Genomic DNA, 18,769 nt, shown 5'->3' with positions numbered 1-18,769 from the left:
GGTCTACCCGCTTATCCTCGAACCCGAATCGAATCCCCAGAACACCAGCGTCAACAGCAGATTCACCGAGATCATCACGGTGAGACTCGCGCGCATGGCCCGCCCGGCCGATACCCCCACTCCCTGCGGTCCGCCGGTCGCGTAGTACCCGTAGTAGCACTGGATCGTGGTGGTGATCACCACGAAGACAAGAGCTTTCACCAGCGAATACAGCACATCGGTGCCGCTGAGCACCAGCGTGAAGTAGTGCTGGTACGTGCCCGTCGAATCGCCGCCGGACAACCGGACGAACAGGTCGACCGCCAGGTAGTCGGCCGCCAGCGCCGCGAGATAGAGCGGGACCACCGCCACCATCGAAGCCAGTAGACGAGTGGAGACGAGATAGGGAATCGGCCGGATGGCCACCGAGTGCAGTGCGTCGATCTCCTCACCGATCCGCATGGCGCCCAGTTGTGCGGTGAACCGGCAGCCGGCCTGCGACGCGAACGCGATCGAGGCCATGATCGGAGCCAGTTCGCGGGTGGCGGCGGTGGCCGCGATCATCCCCGTGGCCGGTTCCATACCGAGCAGCTTCAACGCGCTGTAGCCCTCGATACCCACGATGGCCCCTGCAGCCGCGCCGAGCACGATGATCACCCCGGCCGTGCCGCCCCCGACCACCAGGGAGCCGTTACCCCAGGTGACGTCGGACAGGATGCGCAGCGATTCCCGGCTGTAGTGGCGAACCGCCAGCGGGATCGAGACCACCGCCCGGAAGAAGAACGTGATCATATGGCCGAGACCGATGAAGATGCGCAGTGGGCCGCGGCCGGCGGCGATCATCGCCCGTGCGCCCGGGTACCGGTAGGGCGCTGCCATTACAGCGTCGTCCGCGGAAACAGGATCGTGTACATCTCGGTGAAACCGACATTCACGACCATGAGCAGGATCATCGACGCCACGACCGCGGCATTGACCGAGTTCGCCACCCCTCCCGGGCCACCCTTGGTGGCCAGCCCCTTCTCACAGGCCACCACGGTCACGATCATGCCGAACACCACCGCCTTCACCATGGCGAGGTAGAGATCGCTCGCCGTGGCGAACGACGAGAACGTGGCCATGAAACTGCCGGGTGTGCCGTCCTGGGCGTAGACGTTGAACAGATACCCGGCCAGGAATCCGATGAAGCAGCTCAGACCGGTCAGCGCCACCGCCACCACGATGCCAGCGGCCATCCGCGGCACCACCAGCCTGCGCAGCACCGAAACGCCCATCACCTCCAAGGCGGCGATTTCGTCGCGAATCGTCCGCGCCCCCAGATCCGCACAGATCGCCGAGCCCACCGCGGCGGCCAGCAGGATGGCCGTGACCATGGGCGCGGATTGCCGGATCACCGCCAGTCCGCTGGCGGCGCCGGCCAGCGAGGCAGCGCCCATCTGCCCGGCGAGCAGGCCGAATTGGATGGAGAGAGTGGCGCTCACCGGGAGCGCGACCGCGACGGTCGGAATCCAGGAGGTTTTGACCATGAAGGCCGCCTGCTGGATGAATTCGCCGACCGGGAACCGGCCGCGGACCAGGTCCTGCACCAGATACCGGATCGCCCGCGCGCCCATCAGGAGCTGGCGGCCCAGCGTTTCCAATGCGGCGACGGGGTGCCGGTCCAGGTAGCCGCGAAACCAGCCGGCGATTTCCTCGGTGGCCGAGGGGGCGCGTCGGCCGTCCTCGATCGTATGGATTCTCTTCACGAAACTCCTCGCACCATCCGACCGGTGATCGAGTACCGCCGCGGTGGACGGGTCGTTCAGCGCTCGTGGTCAACCACAAGGTGGAGTAGAACAAATATCAGGTTCCAGAACGAGGTAGCACAATCACCCGGGACCGAATGTGCGAGTGGGCCGTATCGACCGGGAGAACCGACCGGCAGGATCGTCGATGGCGGACGGCGAACTTCATCGCCACCCCCTTTATCGCGTCGGAGCATTCTTCAACACTTCCCACGAGACAACGGAAATGGATGCTGACCCGTCGAGAATCCGAGACACTCGACCGATTCACCCACTCCGCGTGCGAAGCATTCCCGGGGAGGCTAACCGATCCGCCAGCCTTTCACTAGTCGATCGGCTAGAAAAGATCCACGAACTTTCGGTTCCGGGTGGCCCACCACCCGCAGGGCACCCGGAACCGCCGGCGGTGTCACATCTTCGATTGCTGAACAAATATTAGGTTACACTCGATAGGAAGATCAGGCGTCGAATTCCGGTTCTCTCGCTACGCGTTGTCCCACAACGGATCCGGGCCTCACCGGCCCCGGATCGCCGGCACGGCCGCTCCGGTGGCGATGCGATACCCGCCCGTGGGCATCCGACCGCAGGCAGCAAGGAGATTCCATGTCCGCACCCCTACGTACCGTCGTGTGGTCCACCGGCGGGGTCGGCTCCAACGCCATCGCCGCCATCGGACGACGATCGGATCTCGAACTCGTCGGAGTCTGGGTCCATTCCGCCGAGAAGGCCGGCCGGGACGCCGGCGAACTGGCGGGCGGGAATCCGATCGGTGTCATCGCCACCGACGACGCCGACGCACTCATCGCGCTGCGGCCCGACTGTGTCGTCTACGCGGCCAGCGGGCCCGAACGTGACGGCGCGGCCGTCCCCGACTACGTACGACTGCTCGAAGCCGGTATCAATATCGTCTCGACGACGTCGACCGCACTGGTCTATCCACCCGCCTTCTACTCCCCCGAATGGCGTGCGCAGCTCGAACTCGCCGCGAAGAGCGGGAACTCGTCCTTCTACGCCTCCGGCATCTTTCCCGGGTTCGGCTCCGATGAACTCGCTCTGCTACTGACCACCCAGTCGGCTCGGATCACCCGGGTCACGGCAACCGAAATCGCGCTGAACGACCACTATCCAGTGGCCGACGTGATGATGGACGGAATGGGGTTCGCCCGGCCGTTGGACTTCACACCGATGCTGCAGACCCCCGGTTTCATCGAGATGGCCTGGAAGGCACCGATCCACCTGATCGCCGACGGACTGGGCGTCGAGATAGAACGGATCCACGGGACACTCGACCGGCGCCACACCGACCGGGATATCGAGGTGGCCTTCGGCACCATTCCGGCGGGAACGTGCGGTGCGGTCCGGACCCGGGCAGCCGGCGTGGTCGGCGGCCGCGACGTGATCGTCATCGAGCACATCATCCGGATGGCCCGCGATACCGCTCCCGACTGGCCGGCCTCGGAGTTCGACGCCACCTATCGAGTCGATATCGACGGCGATCCCGATATCCACTGCGCGATGAACCTGGGTGCAGCGGAAGGACACGGGGCGGGACGCGCCGCGATGACGGCCACCGCCATGCGGGTCGTGAACGCCATTCCGTATGTGGTCGATGCACCGGCCGGCCTGCTCAGCTCGCTGGACCTACCGGTCACGCTGCCGCGATACGCGGTCGGCTGATCGCCCGGGACGGTCCGGCGCCGCGGCCCGCGAGATCACACCGGGCGCCGGACCACCCCGCGAAGCGTCGTATCACGTACATGCAGCTGCGAAGCCCGGGTGCCGAGATCGCGCACGATGTTCTCCGGGAACCAGCCCAGACCGATCACGCAGCGCGCCAGCATCTCGTTCGACGGACTGTCACCGCGGATCTCGCCGGCCCGGATACCCTCGGAGAGCAGGGTTTTCATCTGCCGGACCCGGGTAGCGAACAGCCATCCCGGATTGGGGGTATCGGGTGGCGACTGCCGCATCCACGCCAGCTGGATCCGGAACTCGTCGCCGAACCGGTCCAGCGCGTTGGTGTTGACCCAGCTCAACGCGTCGAGTTTCTCGAGCACCGAACCCTCCGACCGCAGCACGTTCGTCCAGCCCACGGCGACCTTCTCGCCGAACGAGCGCATGATCGTGGCCAGCAGCTCCTCCTTGGAGCCGATCAGCCGGTACACGGTGCCGGTGCCCAGGCCGGCGGCCGAGGCGATATCGCGCACCGTCGTGCTCTCATACCCTCTGCGCCCGAACTCCGCCCGGGCGATCGCCCGGATATGGGCGGCCTTGTCGTCGGGTTCGGTGCCGGTATCGGCCCAGGACCGCACGACCTCGTCGGCTGCGTGGAAGGCGGCCGAACCGTCCAGCTCCGCGTCGGTGGGCGGCCGGGTGGCCAGACCTTCCAGCAGAATCCGGCACAGCAGGGTCGCCACCCGGTCGGGCGAGCCGTTGTGCCGGATCACGTCCAGACCCACCTGCAGCATCGATTGGCAGATCCGATCGGCCAGCACCGGCAGATCGACATCCGGCCGCAGGTAGCCGCCCCATTTCGCGGCGCGCAGGGTTTGCAGCATCGCCTCGAAGATGGCCGTCGGCTGCCGCCGGGTCATGGCGATGAGTTCGGGATTCGCGCTGGGACCCTCGTAGAACGACATCTGCAGGGCGGCGCGATGCGCGACGGCGCAACGCGCGATCGCCGCACCGAGATCGGCCACCCGCTCGAACGCGGAACGCGGATCGGGTCCGTTCAGTTTCTCCTGGGCACGCGTCGCGACGTGATCCATATCGTCGTGGTAGCGACGGAGCAATTCGACGAGAATCGCTTCCTTGGACGCGAAGTGGTGGTACAAACTTCCGGGAAGGATTCCGCACGCGTCGGCGATCTCCTGGAGTGAGGTGCGCAGGCCGGATTCGGCGATCAGGGTCGCCGCGGTCCGCAGGATCTCGGTGCGCCGGGTGCCGTCATCGTAGGAGTGTCCGGTTTCGGCAGCGAGAGCCGGGTTCGCCGATCCCCCATCCCCCTGCTCGAGTGTCACCTGCGCACGCCCCACAACTCCTCCACCACACTGCCCCGTCGCGACCGGGGACCGATCCGTTGTCCCGGCCGATCGGCCTCGTCCGAGGCTGCGACCACCCGATATCCGGATACCCAATATTTGTTCAAAAGTACCAGAAGGGGCCTGCCCCGACGGGGCGCGCACCGGCCGGTGGAACTGCCGGTCGCGGCCCCGCGCGGCAGTCCGCCCCGGTGCGGCGACGGCGGCCGGCACCACACCGGGTGGACTCCTACGGTGCGGAGGTGGGCAACTGCTGGGCCAGGTCGAGGACGGTCACTGTATCGGTGCCGGTCTTCTTCAGGCGTTCGGAAGAACGGAATCCCAGGTCTACGTCACCGGCCCGGGCACGCAGTGCGCCCACGGTCGCGTCTTCCTTCTTCAGATGTTTGAACATATCGAAGGAATACAGCCGCAACGCGTTCTCGTGGGTGATCTTGTTCACCTCGGAATCCGGTACACCGTCGAAGTATCCGGCCAGTGATTCCGGCGCCAGCGGCCAGGTCGAATCCGAATGTGGGTAGTCGCATTCCCACGCGACCATATCGAGATTCAGTTTGTGCCGGGTCTCGACACCGAAACCGTCATCGATGAAGCACAGCGCCACGCGCTCCAGGAAGACCTCGCTGGGCAGTTTGCCGCCGAAATCCTGATGTGTCCAGGCCCGGTGCATCTTGTACACCCGATCCACCCGCTCGAGGAAATACGGGACCCAGCCGATCCCGCCTTCGGACAACGCGAAGGTGAGATCCGGGAAACGGCGCAGCGTGGGCGACCAGATGAGGTCGGCGGCAGCCTGCACGATACTCATGGGCTGCAGGGTGATCATGGTGTCGACCGGCGCGTCGATCGAGGTGATGACCACACTCGAGGACGACCCTATATGCAGATTGACCACCGTGTTCGTCTCACTGCACGCCTGCCAGAAGGGGTCCCAGTGCGGATCGTGCAGCGACGGATAGTTCAGCTTGGTGGGGTTCTCCGAGAAGGTGACCGCATGGCAGCCCTTCGCCGCGACCCGGCGCACTTCCGCGCCCATGAGTTCCGGATCCCAGATCGGGGGTAGCGCCTGCGGGATCATCCGGCCCGGATAGGCACCGCACCATTCGTCGATATGCCAGTCGTTGTAGGCCCGCAACACCGCCAGACCCAGGTCTTTGTCCTGGGCGCGGGCGAAGTACTGACCGCAGAACTGCGGATAGGACGGGAAGTTCAGTGCCGCCGCCACCCCGTTGACGTCCATATCCCGGATCCGCTCGTGGATGTTGTAGCACCCCTCGCGGATCTCGCTGAGTTTGGTCGGCTCGGCGCCGTATTCGTCCGGCGGCCGGCCGGCGACGGCGTTGAGACCGACGTTGGTGGCCTCCTGCCCCTCGAAGACCCACGCATCGGTCCCGTCGGCACGTTGCACCAGCTTGGGCACCTCGTCCTTGTATTTCGCCGGGATGTGGTTGTCGAACATATCCGGCGGCTCGACGAGGTGGTCGTCGACCGAGACAAGTACGAAATCGTTCATATCCATACGGCGCTCCTTGTTCTTGGCCGTTGTCGTTGCGGGCCGTCGGAGTTCCCGTCCGCGGTCGTCCGCTGCGCGCACGAGCGCGGTCGGCGTGGACACATCGACGGTGTCCCGCGATCCGCCGATCGCGCCCGGCGCGCCGATCGAAGAGCCGGTAATGGGGCGACTCTTCGGGTGCTCTCCCTGAGCCATACCAGGACCGGGATCCGGGATCCGATCGGCCGGGGACTCGTCTCCCGTTGACTGCCGGGACACCTCGAACTGTAACCGGGGAACAGATATTTGGTCAACGGATCGTCGAGACCGAGCACACAAACGAAATACCGCCGACCAGCAGCGCATCCCGCTGCACCGCAGATCGTCTCACTCGCCCCGCGCCCGCACTCCTCCTCCCACGGCCCGTTGCGCAGATCCGCCATTGACGGGTCGCGGGCGCGCTGGCTACCCTCTGAACAAAAGTTAGGTTCTCGCGCTCGGCGCCGACGACGCCCGGGCGTTGTGCCCACCACGCCACCTCCGATCGGACCGCTGCCCGCAGGGCACGGCCATCCGGGCGGGTGCGCGGTTCGAGGAGGCGTTCCATGACCGAGCCCACCGCTATCGGCGAACTGTCCCAGGACGTCAAAGACGCGCAGGCCCGGTTCGATACCGGTATGGGCGCCCATGGTGCCGCCTCCCCTTATCCGATGCTGGCCGAACTCCGGGCCACCGCGCCCGTACACGCCGGATGGCCCGAGATGTCGATAGCCGAGAACCCGCCCGCCGGCCCGCAGATCTTCTCCGCGTACACCTTCGACGCGGTAAAGGCCGTATTCACCGACCACCGGACATTCAGCACGCGGTGCTACGAGGCGATCGTGCGTCCCCTGCAGGGGCCGACGATTCTCGAGATGCAGGAGCCGGAGCACCAGACCTATCGGAAACTCCACGAATTCGCGTTCGCCCGCTCGTCCATGCGGCACTGGGAGGCCGAACTGGTCCGCCCACTCGTGGAACGAACCGTGAACAGGATCCGTGATGCCGGCCGGGCCGACCTGGTGGAAGAGGTGTTCATGCCGATTCCGGTCCGCGTGATCGCCGCGCTCATCGGGCTGCCCGAATCGGATATCTCCGAATTCCACCGTCTCGCCATCGATCTGCTCGGATTCCATTCCGATATGGACCGGGCGTTGCGGGCCTCGGCCCGGCTCCGCGACTACTTCGCCGGCATCCTCGCCGACCGCCGCCGCACCCCGCGCGACGATATGGTCACCGTGCTCGCCGGGGCCGAGATCGACGGCGTCCGCATGTCCGACGAGCAGATCTACGGATTCATGCGCAATCTGCTGCCCGCGGGTGCCGAGACCACCTCCCGGTCCACCGCGAGCCTGGCTTTCGGGCTACTCACCCATCCTGGGCAGCTCGCCGCGGTTGTCGCCGACCGGAGCCTGCTTCCGCAAGCGATCGAAGAGGGCATCCGCTGGGAGACGCCCCTGCTGAACTTCATGCGGGAGACCACCCGCGATATCGAGTTCCACGGGTTGCGGATTCCGGCCGGTTCGACGGTTGCGGTGAACCTCGGCAGCGCCAACCACGACGAACGACGGTGGGAGGACCCGGGGCGGTTCGATATCTTCCGGGAACGCAGGCCGCATATCGGGTTCGGTCACGGCGCCCATGTCTGCCTGGGTATGCATCTGGCCCGGATGGAGAGCTCGATCATCTTCGAGACCCTGTTCGACCGGCTTCCCGGGCTGCGCCTGGATCCCGGCGCCCCGCCACCGCATATCGCGGGCACCTACTTCCGGTCGCCGCCGCATCTCCCGGTGGTCTGGGACCGGACGCCGGGGAGTCGAACAGGGCCGGCAGCGATGACCTCGACAACCAGGGGCGAATCGTGAGCGCGACGATGGCGCTGGATACCGAGCGGCCGTATTACCAGCCGGTGGCCAACGAAGTGACGGTGTTCCGGGCGGCCTATCGGCAACGGTTGCCGGTCCTGCTGAAAGGGCCGACCGGTTGCGGGAAGACGCGTTTCGTCGAGGCGATGGCGCACGCGTTGGACCGTCCGCTGATCACCGTGTCCTGCCACGACGATCTGACGGCCGCCGACCTGGTGGGCCGGTATCTGTTGCGCGGCGGCGATACCGAATGGGTCGACGGGCCGCTCACCCGCGCCGTACGTGAAGGCGCGCTCTGCTATCTCGACGAAGTCGTGGAGGCACGGCAGGACACCACGGTGGTTCTGCACCCGCTGGCCGACCATCGCCGCCAGTTGCCGATCGAGCGCCTGGGCATCACGCTCGACGCGGATCCGGGTTTCGGGCTGATCGTCTCGTACAACCCGGGTTACCAGAGCGTGCTCAAAGATCTCAAGGACTCCACCCGCCAGCGCATGATCGCGATCGAATTCGACTATCCGGGACCAGAACTCGAGGAATCGATCGTGGTCACGGAATCCGGAGTCGGCTCGCCGGAGGCCGCGCAACTGGTACGGCTGGCCGGGGCCGTGCGGCGCCTCGACACCGCGACCGTGCGCGAGGTCGCCTCGACCCGGGTGCTGATCTCGACCGCCCGGCTGATCACCGAAGGTCTGTCACCGCGCGAGGCGGCCCGGGCCGCGCTGGCGGGTCCACTCACCGACGATCCGGTGGCCGGTCGCGGGTTACGCGAATTGATCGACGTCTATCTCGGCGATTCGGAGGTGTAGCGGACCGCCGCTGGGTGCCGGCGATCACCCCGGGGCAATATCAGAACAAATATTAGGTTTCCTCGCGCAGGGATGCTGCGAGCGACCGGAGGAAGGCGCCATGGCCTACGAGAGCACCGCGGAGCCGATCAAAATCGGGTATCTGATGGATTTCCGGCTCCCCGAGTCATTTCCCGGGGAAATGCTCGACGATCTGTCCCTACCGTTCGAGCTTGTCTTCGACGAGGCATTGGCGGCAGGAATCATCGACCGCCCGGTCCGGATCGTCTACAAAGAAGTCGAAGGCTTGCCGAAGGGCTCGGTCAAGGCCGTGATCGACGGATTCGGTGAACTGGTCGACGAGGGCTGCCTTCTCGTCTTCGGCCCGAACATCACCGATAATTGCGTCGCGGTCAAGGAAGCCATCGAGGAACGCTTCCGGGTACCGGCGATCTCGGTCACCGGAACCGACGACTGGCTCGGCGAATGGACCTTCTCGTTCCCGCAGGGGTCGATGACCGACGAACCCCTCTTCTGGGCCGACCTGCTGGCGAAGGCCGGATATTCCACCGCCGGACTTCTCATCGAGGATTCGCTGATCGGCGAAACTTATTCGCGGAATTTCCGCCGGGCCGCCGCCGCGAAAGGAATCCGGGTCGTCGCCGAGGCACCGATAGCCCAGACCGCGCGGGATATCTCCGTCGCGGTGAAGACCCTGCACGATGCACGCCCCGACGCGATCATCCACTGCGGTTTCGGATTCGGCATCGTCTTCATCAATCCCGCGCTCGAAGCGCTCGGCTGGGATCCCCCCAGATACACCGGTACGGCTTTCCAGAACGCCTGGGTGAATCCGATCATGTGGAAGGCCTTCACCGGGTGGATCGGGGTCGACCAGTACGACGAGCACAACCCCGTCGGGCAGGCCTATCTCGATCGCTTCGAGAAACGCTACGGGCGGCGGCCGCAATATTGCGTCCCGGTGGTCAACCACGATGTCGCGCAGACGCTGTTGCGGGCGCTCACCGACGCGCGGCCGCTGAGTCCGCGCGGGGTCAAGGAAGCCCTCGAACGGGTGAAGATGTTGCCCGCCGCGGCGGGCGCGCCGGGTACCCGCGTATCGCTCGGGAAATGGACGCGACGCGGATGGATGGGCGCGGGGTATCTCGTGGCGCGACGGCTCGACCCCGACGGCGTGACGTCCCACCTGGTCGACCGCTTCGGATCGGAAACCCCGTGACGGCGCGCGAATCCGCCCCCGCGACACCGGCAGACGGTCCGGCGGCGACGACGGTCCCGGCACCCACTCGGCGCAACTATTTCGGCTGGGGCCTGCTCGCACTCGCACTGCTCATCATCGGGCTGGTCGCCGCGCACGCCCGGCGCGGCGCGGTCTCCGACCGTATCCGCAATCCCGAAGTGACCGGCGTGCCACGGCCGGTGGAGCCGCTGTTCGGATTCGACCACTGGATCGATGTCATCCATATCGGCACCGTGTGCGCGGTGCTGGTGGTGATCGTGGTGTGGGTACGCATGTTCCGGCGCAACCCACGCGACCCCGTCCTGCTCATGGGGTTCATGACGACCATGATCGTCTGGCAGGACCCGATCATGAACTGGGCGCCGTTCGCGGTGTACAACCCCGAACTGTGGCACTGGCCCGAGGACTGGCCGCTGGTATCGCTGTCGCCGACGGTCGAACCGTTCGTGGTCTTCGGCTATGTGCTGTTCTATCTGGGCCCGTACTTCCCCGCGATATGGCTGCTGCGCCGGTTCCAGGCCCGCCGCGCCCCGGACTCGTTCGTCTGGAAGCATCCGCTGATCGCCCTGGCGCTGCTCATCCTGCCGATCGGCTTCCTCTTCGACATGATCCTCGAGGTGTCGCTGGTGCGCACCGGGATGTACATCTATTCGCAGGCCATCCCGTTCGGCACGTTGTTCGCCGGGTCGACATACCAGTTCCCGCTGCTCTGGGAGTCGCTGTCGGTGACCTTCGTGATGATTCCGGCCGGGGTGCTGATCTATCGCGACGATACCGGCCGCACCGTGGCCGAGAAGCTCGCGCTGCGCGCCCGAATATTCACCGGGCGTCCGTTCGCGGGCATGGTCCTGATGATGTTCGTGGTCATGAACCTGTCCTATTTCACCTACGGCGGATGGTTCGCGGTCATCAAATGGACGCGGTCGGCCACCTCCGTCGCCTGCCCGTGGCCCTATCCCGAGGCGAAGGTGTACGACCCCCAGGGTTTCTACGAGCAGAACGGCGCGCCGGGGCCCTATTCGGTCGGTATCTGGTCGACCTGGATGAGCGCCCAGCCCGACGGGCGGCCCGATGCCACACCGCCGGCCGACGGCGGACGGTGCGGGGAGGCGAAATGACCGGGTACCGGACGGTCGTCATCACCGGGGCCGGGCGGGGGCTGGGATTGGCTTCCGCGAGTTATCTGTACGCGCGGGGCTGGCGGGTGGTCGCGGCAGTGCGCAATGTGGAGGCAGCGCTCGCGGCGTTGCGCGAAGCCACCGGCGCCGCCGACGACGACCCCCGACTGGTCGGCGTGCGGCTGGATCTCCTCGACCAGCGGTCCGTCGAGACGGCCGCCGCGACCGTACGGGACCTGACCGGCACCCCGGAGGTCCTCGTACACAATGCCGGTATCGCCGCGGCGGGCATGGTCGAGGAAACCCCGATGGACCTGTGGCAGAAGATGTTCGCCACCCATCTCTTCGGCCCCGTGGCCCTGACCCGCGCCCTGCTGCCGGGTATGCGCGCCGCCGGTGCGGGACGTATCGTGCTGATCTCGAGCGCGGGGGGTGTCCGCGGAATGCCCGCGATCGCGGCCTATTCCGCCGCCAAAGGCGCCCTGGAACGCTGGGGCGAGGCCCTGGCGGGCGAGGTCGCGCCGTTCGGGATCGGGGTCACGGTCCTGGTGACGGGCGTATTCGACACCGAGATCATCACCGACAGCGGCACCACCAGTTTCCGCGATTTCACCGGACCCTACCGGCATCTGCATACGAGTATCGACCGGCGCGGACGCGCGGCCATGAAAATCGCGAACGCGCCGGAGAAGTTCGCCGCGGCACTGGCCGCGGCACTCGACGACCGCGGCCCCTACCTCCGCCGTGCGGTGGGCGCGGACGCGGTATCGCTACTGGTGTCGAACCGGCTGCTACCGGCCCGCGCCATGCACCAGATAGCGCGCCTCGCGATGGGGCTGCCCCGATTCCGCGCGATGGCGGCGTCACGTACGCACAAGGAAGCGAGTTCGAACCATGGGTGAGACACCTCCGCCCGAATCGCGGATGCTGATCGACGGCCGGCTGGTCGACGGCGAGAACGGAACATTCGCCGCTTTCGACCCGGCCACCGAGGAGGTCATCGGCGCGGTGGCCGATGCCTCGGCCCGCGATATGCGCCGGGCCGTCGACGCCGCGCGGCGCGCGTTCGACGACACCACCTGGGCGGCCGACCGCGCGTTCCGCGCGCGATGCCTCCGGCAGTTGCACGAGGCGCTGGTCGGTGAACAGGAAGCCCTGCGCGAAGAACTCATCCGCGAGGCGGGGTGCCCGCGCGCGATCACCTACGGCCCGCAGCTGGACGCACCGCTCTCGGACGCCTTCACCTACCCGGCCGACCTGATCGGTACCTACCCGTGGGAAACGGATCTGGGCGACGCGTTCGTGGCCCTCACCGGTGTGCTGACCAGACGGAAGGTGCTGCGCGAACCGGTGGGCGTGGTGGGCGCCATCGTGCCGTGGAATTTCCCGTTCGAGGTCACCGCGCACAAGCTGGGGCAGGCCCTGGCCACCGGGAACACCGTCGTTCTCAAACCGGCCCCGGATACCCCGTTCAACGCGACCCGCATCGGCCGGCTGATCGCGGAGCAGACCGATATCCCGGCGGGCGTGGTCAATATCGTGACCACCTCCGACAACCTCGTGGCCGAGGAACTCGTCCTCGCCCCGAGGGTCGATCTGATCTCCTTCACCGGTTCGACCGCCGTCGGGCGCCGGATCATGGAAAAGGGCGCCGCCACCATGAAGCGGCTCTTCCTCGAACTCGGCGGTAAATCCGCCACCATCGTCTGCGATGACGCGGATCTGGGTTTCGCCTGCGCGATCGGCATCGCACCCTGTATGCACGCCGGGCAGGGCTGTGCGAATCCGACCCGGATGCTGCTGCCCCGCTCGCGCTACGAGGAGGGGGTGGCGCTGCTGAAAGCCATGTACGAGGGCGTGGCACCCGGCGATCCGCAGGATCCGGCGACCCTCTGCGGGCCGGTGATCTCGGCGAAACAGCGCGATCGCGTCCTCGGCTACATCCAGCAGGGCATCGACGAGGGGGCGACCCTGCTCGTGGGCGGCACCGAACAACCCGAGGGCCTGGGCACAGGGTTCTGGGTGCGGCCGACCCTGTTCACCGACGTCGGCAATTCGATGACGATCGCCCAGGAGGAAATCTTCGGGCCGGTGCTCTCGGTCATCCCCTACGACGATGACGACGACGCCGTCCGGATCGCCAACGACAGCGCCTACGGCCTGGCGGGCAATGTGATGTCCGGATCGCTCGACCGCGCGCTCGCGCTCGGCCGCCGGCTACGGGCGGGATTCGTCGGGCTCAACGGCACCACCGGCTACGGCGCGGACGTGCCGTTCGGCGGCTACAAGGCCAGCGGTATCGGCCGGCAGAACGGTAGCGCGGGTTTCGATCAGTACACCGAGATCAAATCCCTCGCCTACCCCGCTACTCAGGAGTGATTCCCATGCAATTGTTCGACGACCTCGACGATTTCGGTTCTTTCGACGATGTGGTGTCCGGCGATGTGCGCGACCCGTATACCGAACTCGCGCGGTTGCGCCGCGAACAACCGATCCAGCGCATCGAGTTGTCCACCATGCCCGGCGACAACACGCTGCCCCTGTTCATCGCCTACCGCCACGACGATATCCGCCAACTGCTGCGGGACAACGAGACCTTCTCGTCCGCGATCATCATCCAGGCATTCGGTGATGTGCTCGGCCGCCACGTCATGCTGGGTATGGACGAACCGGAACACGGCCGCCACCGGGCACTGGTATCGAAGGCGTTCACCCAGAAAGCGCTGGCGAAATGGGAGGACGGGTTGGTCCGGGAGGTGGGCAACCAGCTGATCGACCGCTTCGCGGGCGCGGGTAGCGCGGATCTGGTCAGGCAGTTCACCTTTCCCTTCCCGACCCAGATCATCGCCGGACTGCTCGGACTGCCGCGCGAGGATTTCCTGCAGTTCCAGAAATGGTCGATCTCGCTGCTGAGCTTCACGATCAACCCGGAACGCGGGCGGGCCGCGTCCGCGGCGCTCGAGGAGTATTTCGCCCCGATACTGGCGGCCCGGCGCGCCGTTCCCCGCGACGACCTGATCAGCCGGCTCGCCGGCGCCGAGATCGACGGCGAACGGCTCACCGATCCGGAGATCTTCTCCTTCCTCCGGCTGCTGCTACCCGCGGGCGTGGAAACGACCTACCGATCGCTGGGGAACCTGTTGTTCGGACTGTTCTCCCACCCGGACCAGTTCGAGGCGATCCAGGCGGATCGGTCGCTGATTCCGCAGGCGATCGAGGAGGCGGTCCGGTGGGAGCCGCCGTTGCTCACCATCACCCGGGTGGCGACCCGGGAAACCGAGCTCGGCGGTGTGGCCATCCCCGCGGGGTCGTCGGTGATGCCGATGCTGGGTGCGGCGAACCGGGAGGAGGACCGCTACGACGACCCGGACTCCTTCGATATCTTCCGCCCGCCCCAGGCGAACGTCTCCTGGGGTCACGGCGCGCATGTCTGCCTGGGTATGCATCTGGCCCGGCTGGAGATGCGGGTCGCGATCGAGCTACTGCTCGACCGGCTGCCCGATCTGCGACCGGATCCGGCCGCGGCGGATCCGCATATCAGGGGGCAGGTGTTCCGTTCCCCGACCGCGCTGCCCGTGCGGTTCACCGCCGATCCGGGAGCGGCGTGAGGACCGAGATCGCCTTCGGCCGAGCCGTTTTCCGATAGATCTCAGGAGCACACATGTCCGAATACGAGTCGGTCGACTATTTCACCGACCCCGCATTGATTCCCGATCCCTATCCCTATTTCGACCACCTGCGCGACCGCGCGCCGGTCCTGCCCGACGGGCCGGGCGGGGTCGTCACGATCACCGGCCACGCGGAAGCGCTGGCCGCCTACCGCGACACCGCGTTCTCGTCCTGTAACGCGGTGGTGGGTCCGTTCGCACCGTTGCCGTTCACCCCGGAGGGCGATGACATCACCGAACTGATCGAACTGCACCGCGACGGTATCCCGATGGCCGAGCACGTGGTCACCATGGACGCCGACCGGCATCTACGCACCAGAGGACTGCTGAGCACGCTGCTCACCCCGAAACGGTTGAGCGAGAATGAGGGTTTCATGTGGAAACTCGCCGACGAGCAGATCGACACGTTCCTCGGCGCCGGGCGGGTCGAATTCCTGTCCGGGTACGCGAAACCGTTCTCCATGCTCGTCATCGCCGACCTGCTCGGGGTACCCGCCGACGACCACCGCGAATTCCGTGCGGTGCTGGGCGATCAGCTCGTCGGCGAACTCGACGGCGAACTCGCGCACAATCCACTGGAGTGGCTGGACGACAAGTTCCGCGGCTATATCTCCGAACGTCGCGACGAGCCCCGTCCCGATGTGCTGACCGCACTTGCCCAGGCAAAGTACTCCGACGCAACGATTCCGACGGTGGAGGAAGTGGTCAAACTCGCCACCTTCCTTTTCGCGGCCGGCCAGGAGACGACCACGAAATTGCTCAGCGCGGCGGTCCGCAATCTCGCCGAGTACCCCGATACCCAGGCGCAGGTTCGCGCCGACCGGCACCTGGTTCCCACCTTCCTGGAAGAAACGCTGCGACTGGAGAGCCCGGTCAAGAGCCACTTCCGGATGGCACGAACGAGTACCGAGATCTCCGGATGCCCGATCGAGGCGGGGACGACGGTCATGCTGCTGCCGGGCGCGAGCAACCGCGATCCGCGGAAGTTTCCCGATCCCGGCCGGCTCGACGTGGACCGCCGGAATGCCCGCGAGCACATCGCATTCGGCCGGGGCGCCCACAGCTGCCCCGGCGCGCCGCTGGCCCGCGCCGAAGCCCGTATCTCGATCAACCGGCTACTCGACCGGCTGACGGGCCTGCGAATCGACGAGGCACAGCACGGGTCGCGGGACGCGCGCAACTACGACTACGAGCCCACCTTCGTCATGCGGGGGCTGTCGAAACTGTATGTGGAGTTCGACCCGGTGCGGTGATCCCGGCGCGGAGCCGTGCCCCGGCACGACTCCGGCGCGCACCGGGAGCGGCCCGGATCAGGGTGTGATCGCGGTGTAGGGAGCAACGAGCCGCTCCCCCACCTGCTCGAGATACCGGTCCGCACCGCCGAGATAGGCGCTCCAGCCGAGCAGCCGGCGCAGATACAGGTGGGCGTTGTGTTCGCTGGTATAGCCGATACCGCCGAGTACCTGGATGGCCCGGTCGCCCACCGATGCCAGGCAGCCCGAATACGCCTTGGCATGCAGGACGGCCCCGGTCCGGGACCGGTCGTCGGCGCTGTCGGCGGCCCACAGTGCGTACAGGGCGCCACCGTAGGCCAGTTCGACGATCTCGAACATATCCACGCACAGATGCTGAACGGCCTGGAACGACCCGATCGGCCGGCCGAACTGCTGCCGCGATTTCGCGTATTCCACGACGAGGCCGGTAACCGCGCGCGCGGCACCGACCGCATCGGTGGCGCGCGCCGCGAGAACATCGTCGCGCACCGATTCGAGGTCCCGCAGCGCACCGGTTGCCAGCAGCGCCCCCGGAGCGCCCGCGAGCTCTACATCGAAGCAACGGCGAGTGAGGTCGACGGTCGGGCGCCCGCGCACGGTGACGGCGGGGTCCACGGTGCGCACCGCGTACAGCCCTATGCCCTCTGTACTGATTCCTGGTGTGCCGATTCCTGCTGGGCTGATTCCTTCTGTGTTGTTTCCTTCTGTGTTGTTTCCTTCTGTGTTGTTTCCTTCTGGGCCCTCCGCGAACACCAGCAGAACGTCGGCCGCGCAGGCGTCCGGTACCGCCTCCAGCCGCCCGCGCAGCACCGGCGTGCCGGAGCTGCCGGTGTCCACCCGCGGACGTGGCTGCGCGGGGTCGAGCGGGCCCACGGTGGCGATGACCGACCCGTCGGCCATACCCCGGAACAGGGCGGCAGCGGATTCTCCGGCGCCGAACCGGATCAAGGCGCGTGGTGCGGCCACCGCCGTCGACAACCAGGGTCCGGAATACAGGGCGGCTCCCAGTTCCGCGAGCACCACGGCCGTATCGGCCAGCGGTAGCCCGGCGCCGCCGAACTCCTCCGGCACCAGCAGCCCGGTGACACCCAGCCGGGCCAGCCCCTGCCAGACCTCGTCGGTGGTTCCGCGCGGATCATCCAGTAGCGGACGCAGATGCCCGGATACGCTCACATTCTTGGCGAGAAAGGCGTGAAGGGTATCGCGTAACGCGAGCTGCTCTTCGGTGAGTTCGAGATTCATGACCGTGGCAGTCCCAACACTCGGCCGGCGGTGACGTTCTTGTTGATCTGCGTGGTACCGCCGGCGATCGTCAGCGAGCGGGTCGCGAGGCGATGCCGGCCCCACCTCGGGTCTGCGTCGTCACCGAGCAGGTCGTAGGCGGTATCCGCGAGCTCCTGGCCGACTTCACCCCACACCGTTTTCGCGAGACTGGCCGAGGCCATCGCGTCCCCGCCGTGCAGCTCGGCGGAAATGGCCCGGCGGCAGAGCATTTCGAGATAGGTGATCCGCACCGACAGACCGCCGAGCCTGCACCGGGTGACGGGATCCTCCAGTATCGGCCGCCCGTTCTTGCGCACCGGCGCCAACGCCGCGACGAGATCGTCCAGCAGGACCTGCTGTTCGGCGTACAGTCGCGCGGCACCGGCCCGTTCGTGGGACAGCGTCGTGGTCGCCACCTGCCACCCACCGTCGCGCGGGCCCAGCATCGCCGTCGCCGGAACCCGCACGGCGTCGAAGAAGATCTCGGCGAAATCCGCCGCACCGGTCAGCGTGATCAAAGGCCGCGCCTCGATACCGGGTAGCGACATATCCACCAGGAAACAGGTGATACCACGATGTTTCGGCGCCCGCGGATCGGTGCGGGTGTAGAGCTGGCACCAATCCGCACGGTGCCCCAGCGAGGTCCAGATCTTCTGCCCGTCGATGACGAAATCGTCGCCGTCGGGTACCGCTCTGGTGCGCAGCGCGGCCAGATCCGATCCGGCCTCCGGCTCCGACATACCCTGGCACCAGATATCGTCCGCGCACAGCATCCGGCGCAGGAATCGGTCCTTCTGATCGCCGGTGCCGTACCGCATGAGCGCGGGGGCGATATTGTTGATGCCGATCACATTGAGCGGCATGGGAACCCGGGCGCGCGTGGTCTCCTCGGCGTATACGAGTTGTTCGAGGACCGTCGCGCCGCGGCCGCCGTAGCGCTCGGGCCAGGCCACCGCACCCCAGCCGGCGTCGGCCATGGTCGCGTTCCATCTCCGGAGAGTTTCGAACGCCGTGTCGTCGGTACCGCGCCGGGAACTGCTGTCGACCACCTCGGCCGTCAGGTTCGCCGCCAGCCAGGACCGGAGTCCGGCCCGGAAGCGTTCGGTATCGGGTGGATACGAGAAATCCATAATTCTCCATCCGGCAACCGCGTTGACCAGTGCGGGTACGAACAATATCGTGGAACAGATATTTGGT

At 66.7% G+C, this 18,769-nt stretch carries 15 protein-coding genes; 9 read left to right on the top strand and 6 right to left on the bottom strand.

Annotated features, from left to right (window positions below; all coding sequences use genetic code 11):
* Positions 1-3: 3 nt before the first annotated feature.
* Together AB0F41_RS05865 and AB0F41_RS05860 are read right to left on the bottom strand one after the other, a co-directional pair.
* Positions 4-858, bottom strand: a complete 855-nt coding sequence (locus AB0F41_RS05865) for an ABC transporter permease (protein ID WP_357421566.1) — start codon at positions 856-858, stop codon at positions 4-6.
* A complete protein-coding gene (locus AB0F41_RS05860; RefSeq protein ID WP_357421830.1) occupies positions 858-1,715 on the bottom strand; it encodes an ABC transporter permease in 858 nt (285 codons plus the stop codon). The genes AB0F41_RS05865 and AB0F41_RS05860 overlap by 1 nt, the downstream gene beginning before the upstream one ends.
* 651 nt (positions 1,716-2,366) lie before the next feature.
* On the opposite strand from AB0F41_RS05860, the gene AB0F41_RS05855 reads away from it, so the two are divergent.
* Positions 2,367-3,440, top strand: a complete 1,074-nt coding sequence (locus AB0F41_RS05855) for a dihydrodipicolinate reductase (protein WP_357421565.1) — start codon at positions 2,367-2,369, stop codon at positions 3,438-3,440.
* A gap of 35 nt (positions 3,441-3,475) precedes the next feature.
* On the opposite strand, the gene AB0F41_RS05850 is transcribed toward AB0F41_RS05855, so the two are convergent.
* The gene (locus tag AB0F41_RS05850; protein ID WP_357421829.1) at positions 3,476-4,690 is read right to left on the bottom strand and encodes a TetR/AcrR family transcriptional regulator; all 1,215 of its coding nucleotides are present in this window, start codon (positions 4,688-4,690) and stop codon (positions 3,476-3,478) included.
* Between the two features lie 343 nt (positions 4,691-5,033).
* Positions 5,034-6,323, bottom strand: a complete 1,290-nt coding sequence (locus AB0F41_RS05845) for an amidohydrolase family protein (RefSeq protein ID WP_357421564.1) — start codon at positions 6,321-6,323, stop codon at positions 5,034-5,036.
* A gap of 578 nt (positions 6,324-6,901) precedes the next feature.
* Between AB0F41_RS05845 and AB0F41_RS05840 the strand changes: the two genes are divergently transcribed.
* The 8 genes from AB0F41_RS05840 to AB0F41_RS05805 all read left to right on the top strand — a co-directional run bounded on the left by AB0F41_RS05840 (position 6,902) and on the right by AB0F41_RS05805 (position 16,288).
* Complete coding sequence (locus AB0F41_RS05840; RefSeq protein ID WP_357421563.1) at positions 6,902-8,200, top strand: cytochrome P450; 1,299 nt, start codon at positions 6,902-6,904, stop codon at positions 8,198-8,200.
* An 8-nt stretch (positions 8,201-8,208) separates the two neighbouring features.
* Positions 8,209-9,009, top strand: a complete 801-nt coding sequence (locus AB0F41_RS05835; protein ID WP_357421828.1) for a CbbQ/NirQ/NorQ/GpvN family protein — start codon at positions 8,209-8,211, stop codon at positions 9,007-9,009.
* Positions 9,010-9,109: 100 nt separating this feature from the next.
* Positions 9,110-10,228, top strand: a complete 1,119-nt coding sequence (locus AB0F41_RS05830) for an ABC transporter substrate-binding protein (RefSeq protein WP_357421562.1) — start codon at positions 9,110-9,112, stop codon at positions 10,226-10,228.
* A 92-nt stretch (positions 10,229-10,320) separates the two neighbouring features.
* Positions 10,321-11,367 carry a spirocyclase AveC family protein gene (locus AB0F41_RS05825; RefSeq protein WP_357421827.1) on the top strand — a complete coding sequence of 349 codons (1,047 nt, stop codon included), beginning with the start codon at positions 10,321-10,323 and terminating at the stop codon, positions 11,365-11,367.
* Entirely contained in the window at positions 11,364-12,269 is a 906-nt protein-coding gene (locus AB0F41_RS05820) for an SDR family oxidoreductase (protein ID WP_357421561.1), read from the top strand. The genes AB0F41_RS05825 and AB0F41_RS05820 overlap by 4 nt, the downstream gene beginning before the upstream one ends.
* Positions 12,262-13,746 (top strand): aldehyde dehydrogenase family protein, encoded by a 1,485-nt coding sequence (locus AB0F41_RS05815; protein ID WP_357421560.1) that lies wholly within the window; start codon positions 12,262-12,264, stop codon positions 13,744-13,746. Before AB0F41_RS05820 ends, AB0F41_RS05815 begins: the two co-directional genes overlap by 8 nt.
* 5 nt (positions 13,747-13,751) lie before the next feature.
* The gene (locus AB0F41_RS05810; RefSeq protein ID WP_357421559.1) at positions 13,752-14,975 is read left to right on the top strand and encodes a cytochrome P450; all 1,224 of its coding nucleotides are present in this window, start codon (positions 13,752-13,754) and stop codon (positions 14,973-14,975) included.
* Between the two features lie 53 nt (positions 14,976-15,028).
* On the top strand, positions 15,029-16,288 hold the full coding sequence (locus tag AB0F41_RS05805) for a cytochrome P450 (protein ID WP_357421558.1): 1,260 nt from the start codon (positions 15,029-15,031) through the stop codon (positions 16,286-16,288).
* A 57-nt stretch (positions 16,289-16,345) separates the two neighbouring features.
* Here the strand turns inward: AB0F41_RS05805 and AB0F41_RS05800 are convergent, their stop codons facing one another.
* Together AB0F41_RS05800 and AB0F41_RS05795 are read right to left on the bottom strand one after the other, a co-directional pair.
* Positions 16,346-17,551 carry an acyl-CoA dehydrogenase family protein gene (locus AB0F41_RS05800; protein WP_357421557.1) on the bottom strand — a complete coding sequence of 402 codons (1,206 nt, stop codon included), beginning with the start codon at positions 17,549-17,551 and terminating at the stop codon, positions 16,346-16,348.
* Entirely contained in the window at positions 17,548-18,702 is a 1,155-nt protein-coding gene (locus AB0F41_RS05795; RefSeq protein WP_357421556.1) for an acyl-CoA dehydrogenase family protein, read from the bottom strand. The genes AB0F41_RS05800 and AB0F41_RS05795 overlap by 4 nt, the downstream gene beginning before the upstream one ends.
* Positions 18,703-18,769 lie beyond the last annotated feature (67 nt).

The organism is Nocardia sp. NPDC024068 (assembly GCF_040638875.1).
Lineage (GTDB): Bacteria > Actinomycetota > Actinomycetes > Mycobacteriales > Mycobacteriaceae > Nocardia.
Note: the sequence above shows the minus strand (reverse complement) of the source record. Positions and strands in the feature narration are given on the sequence as shown.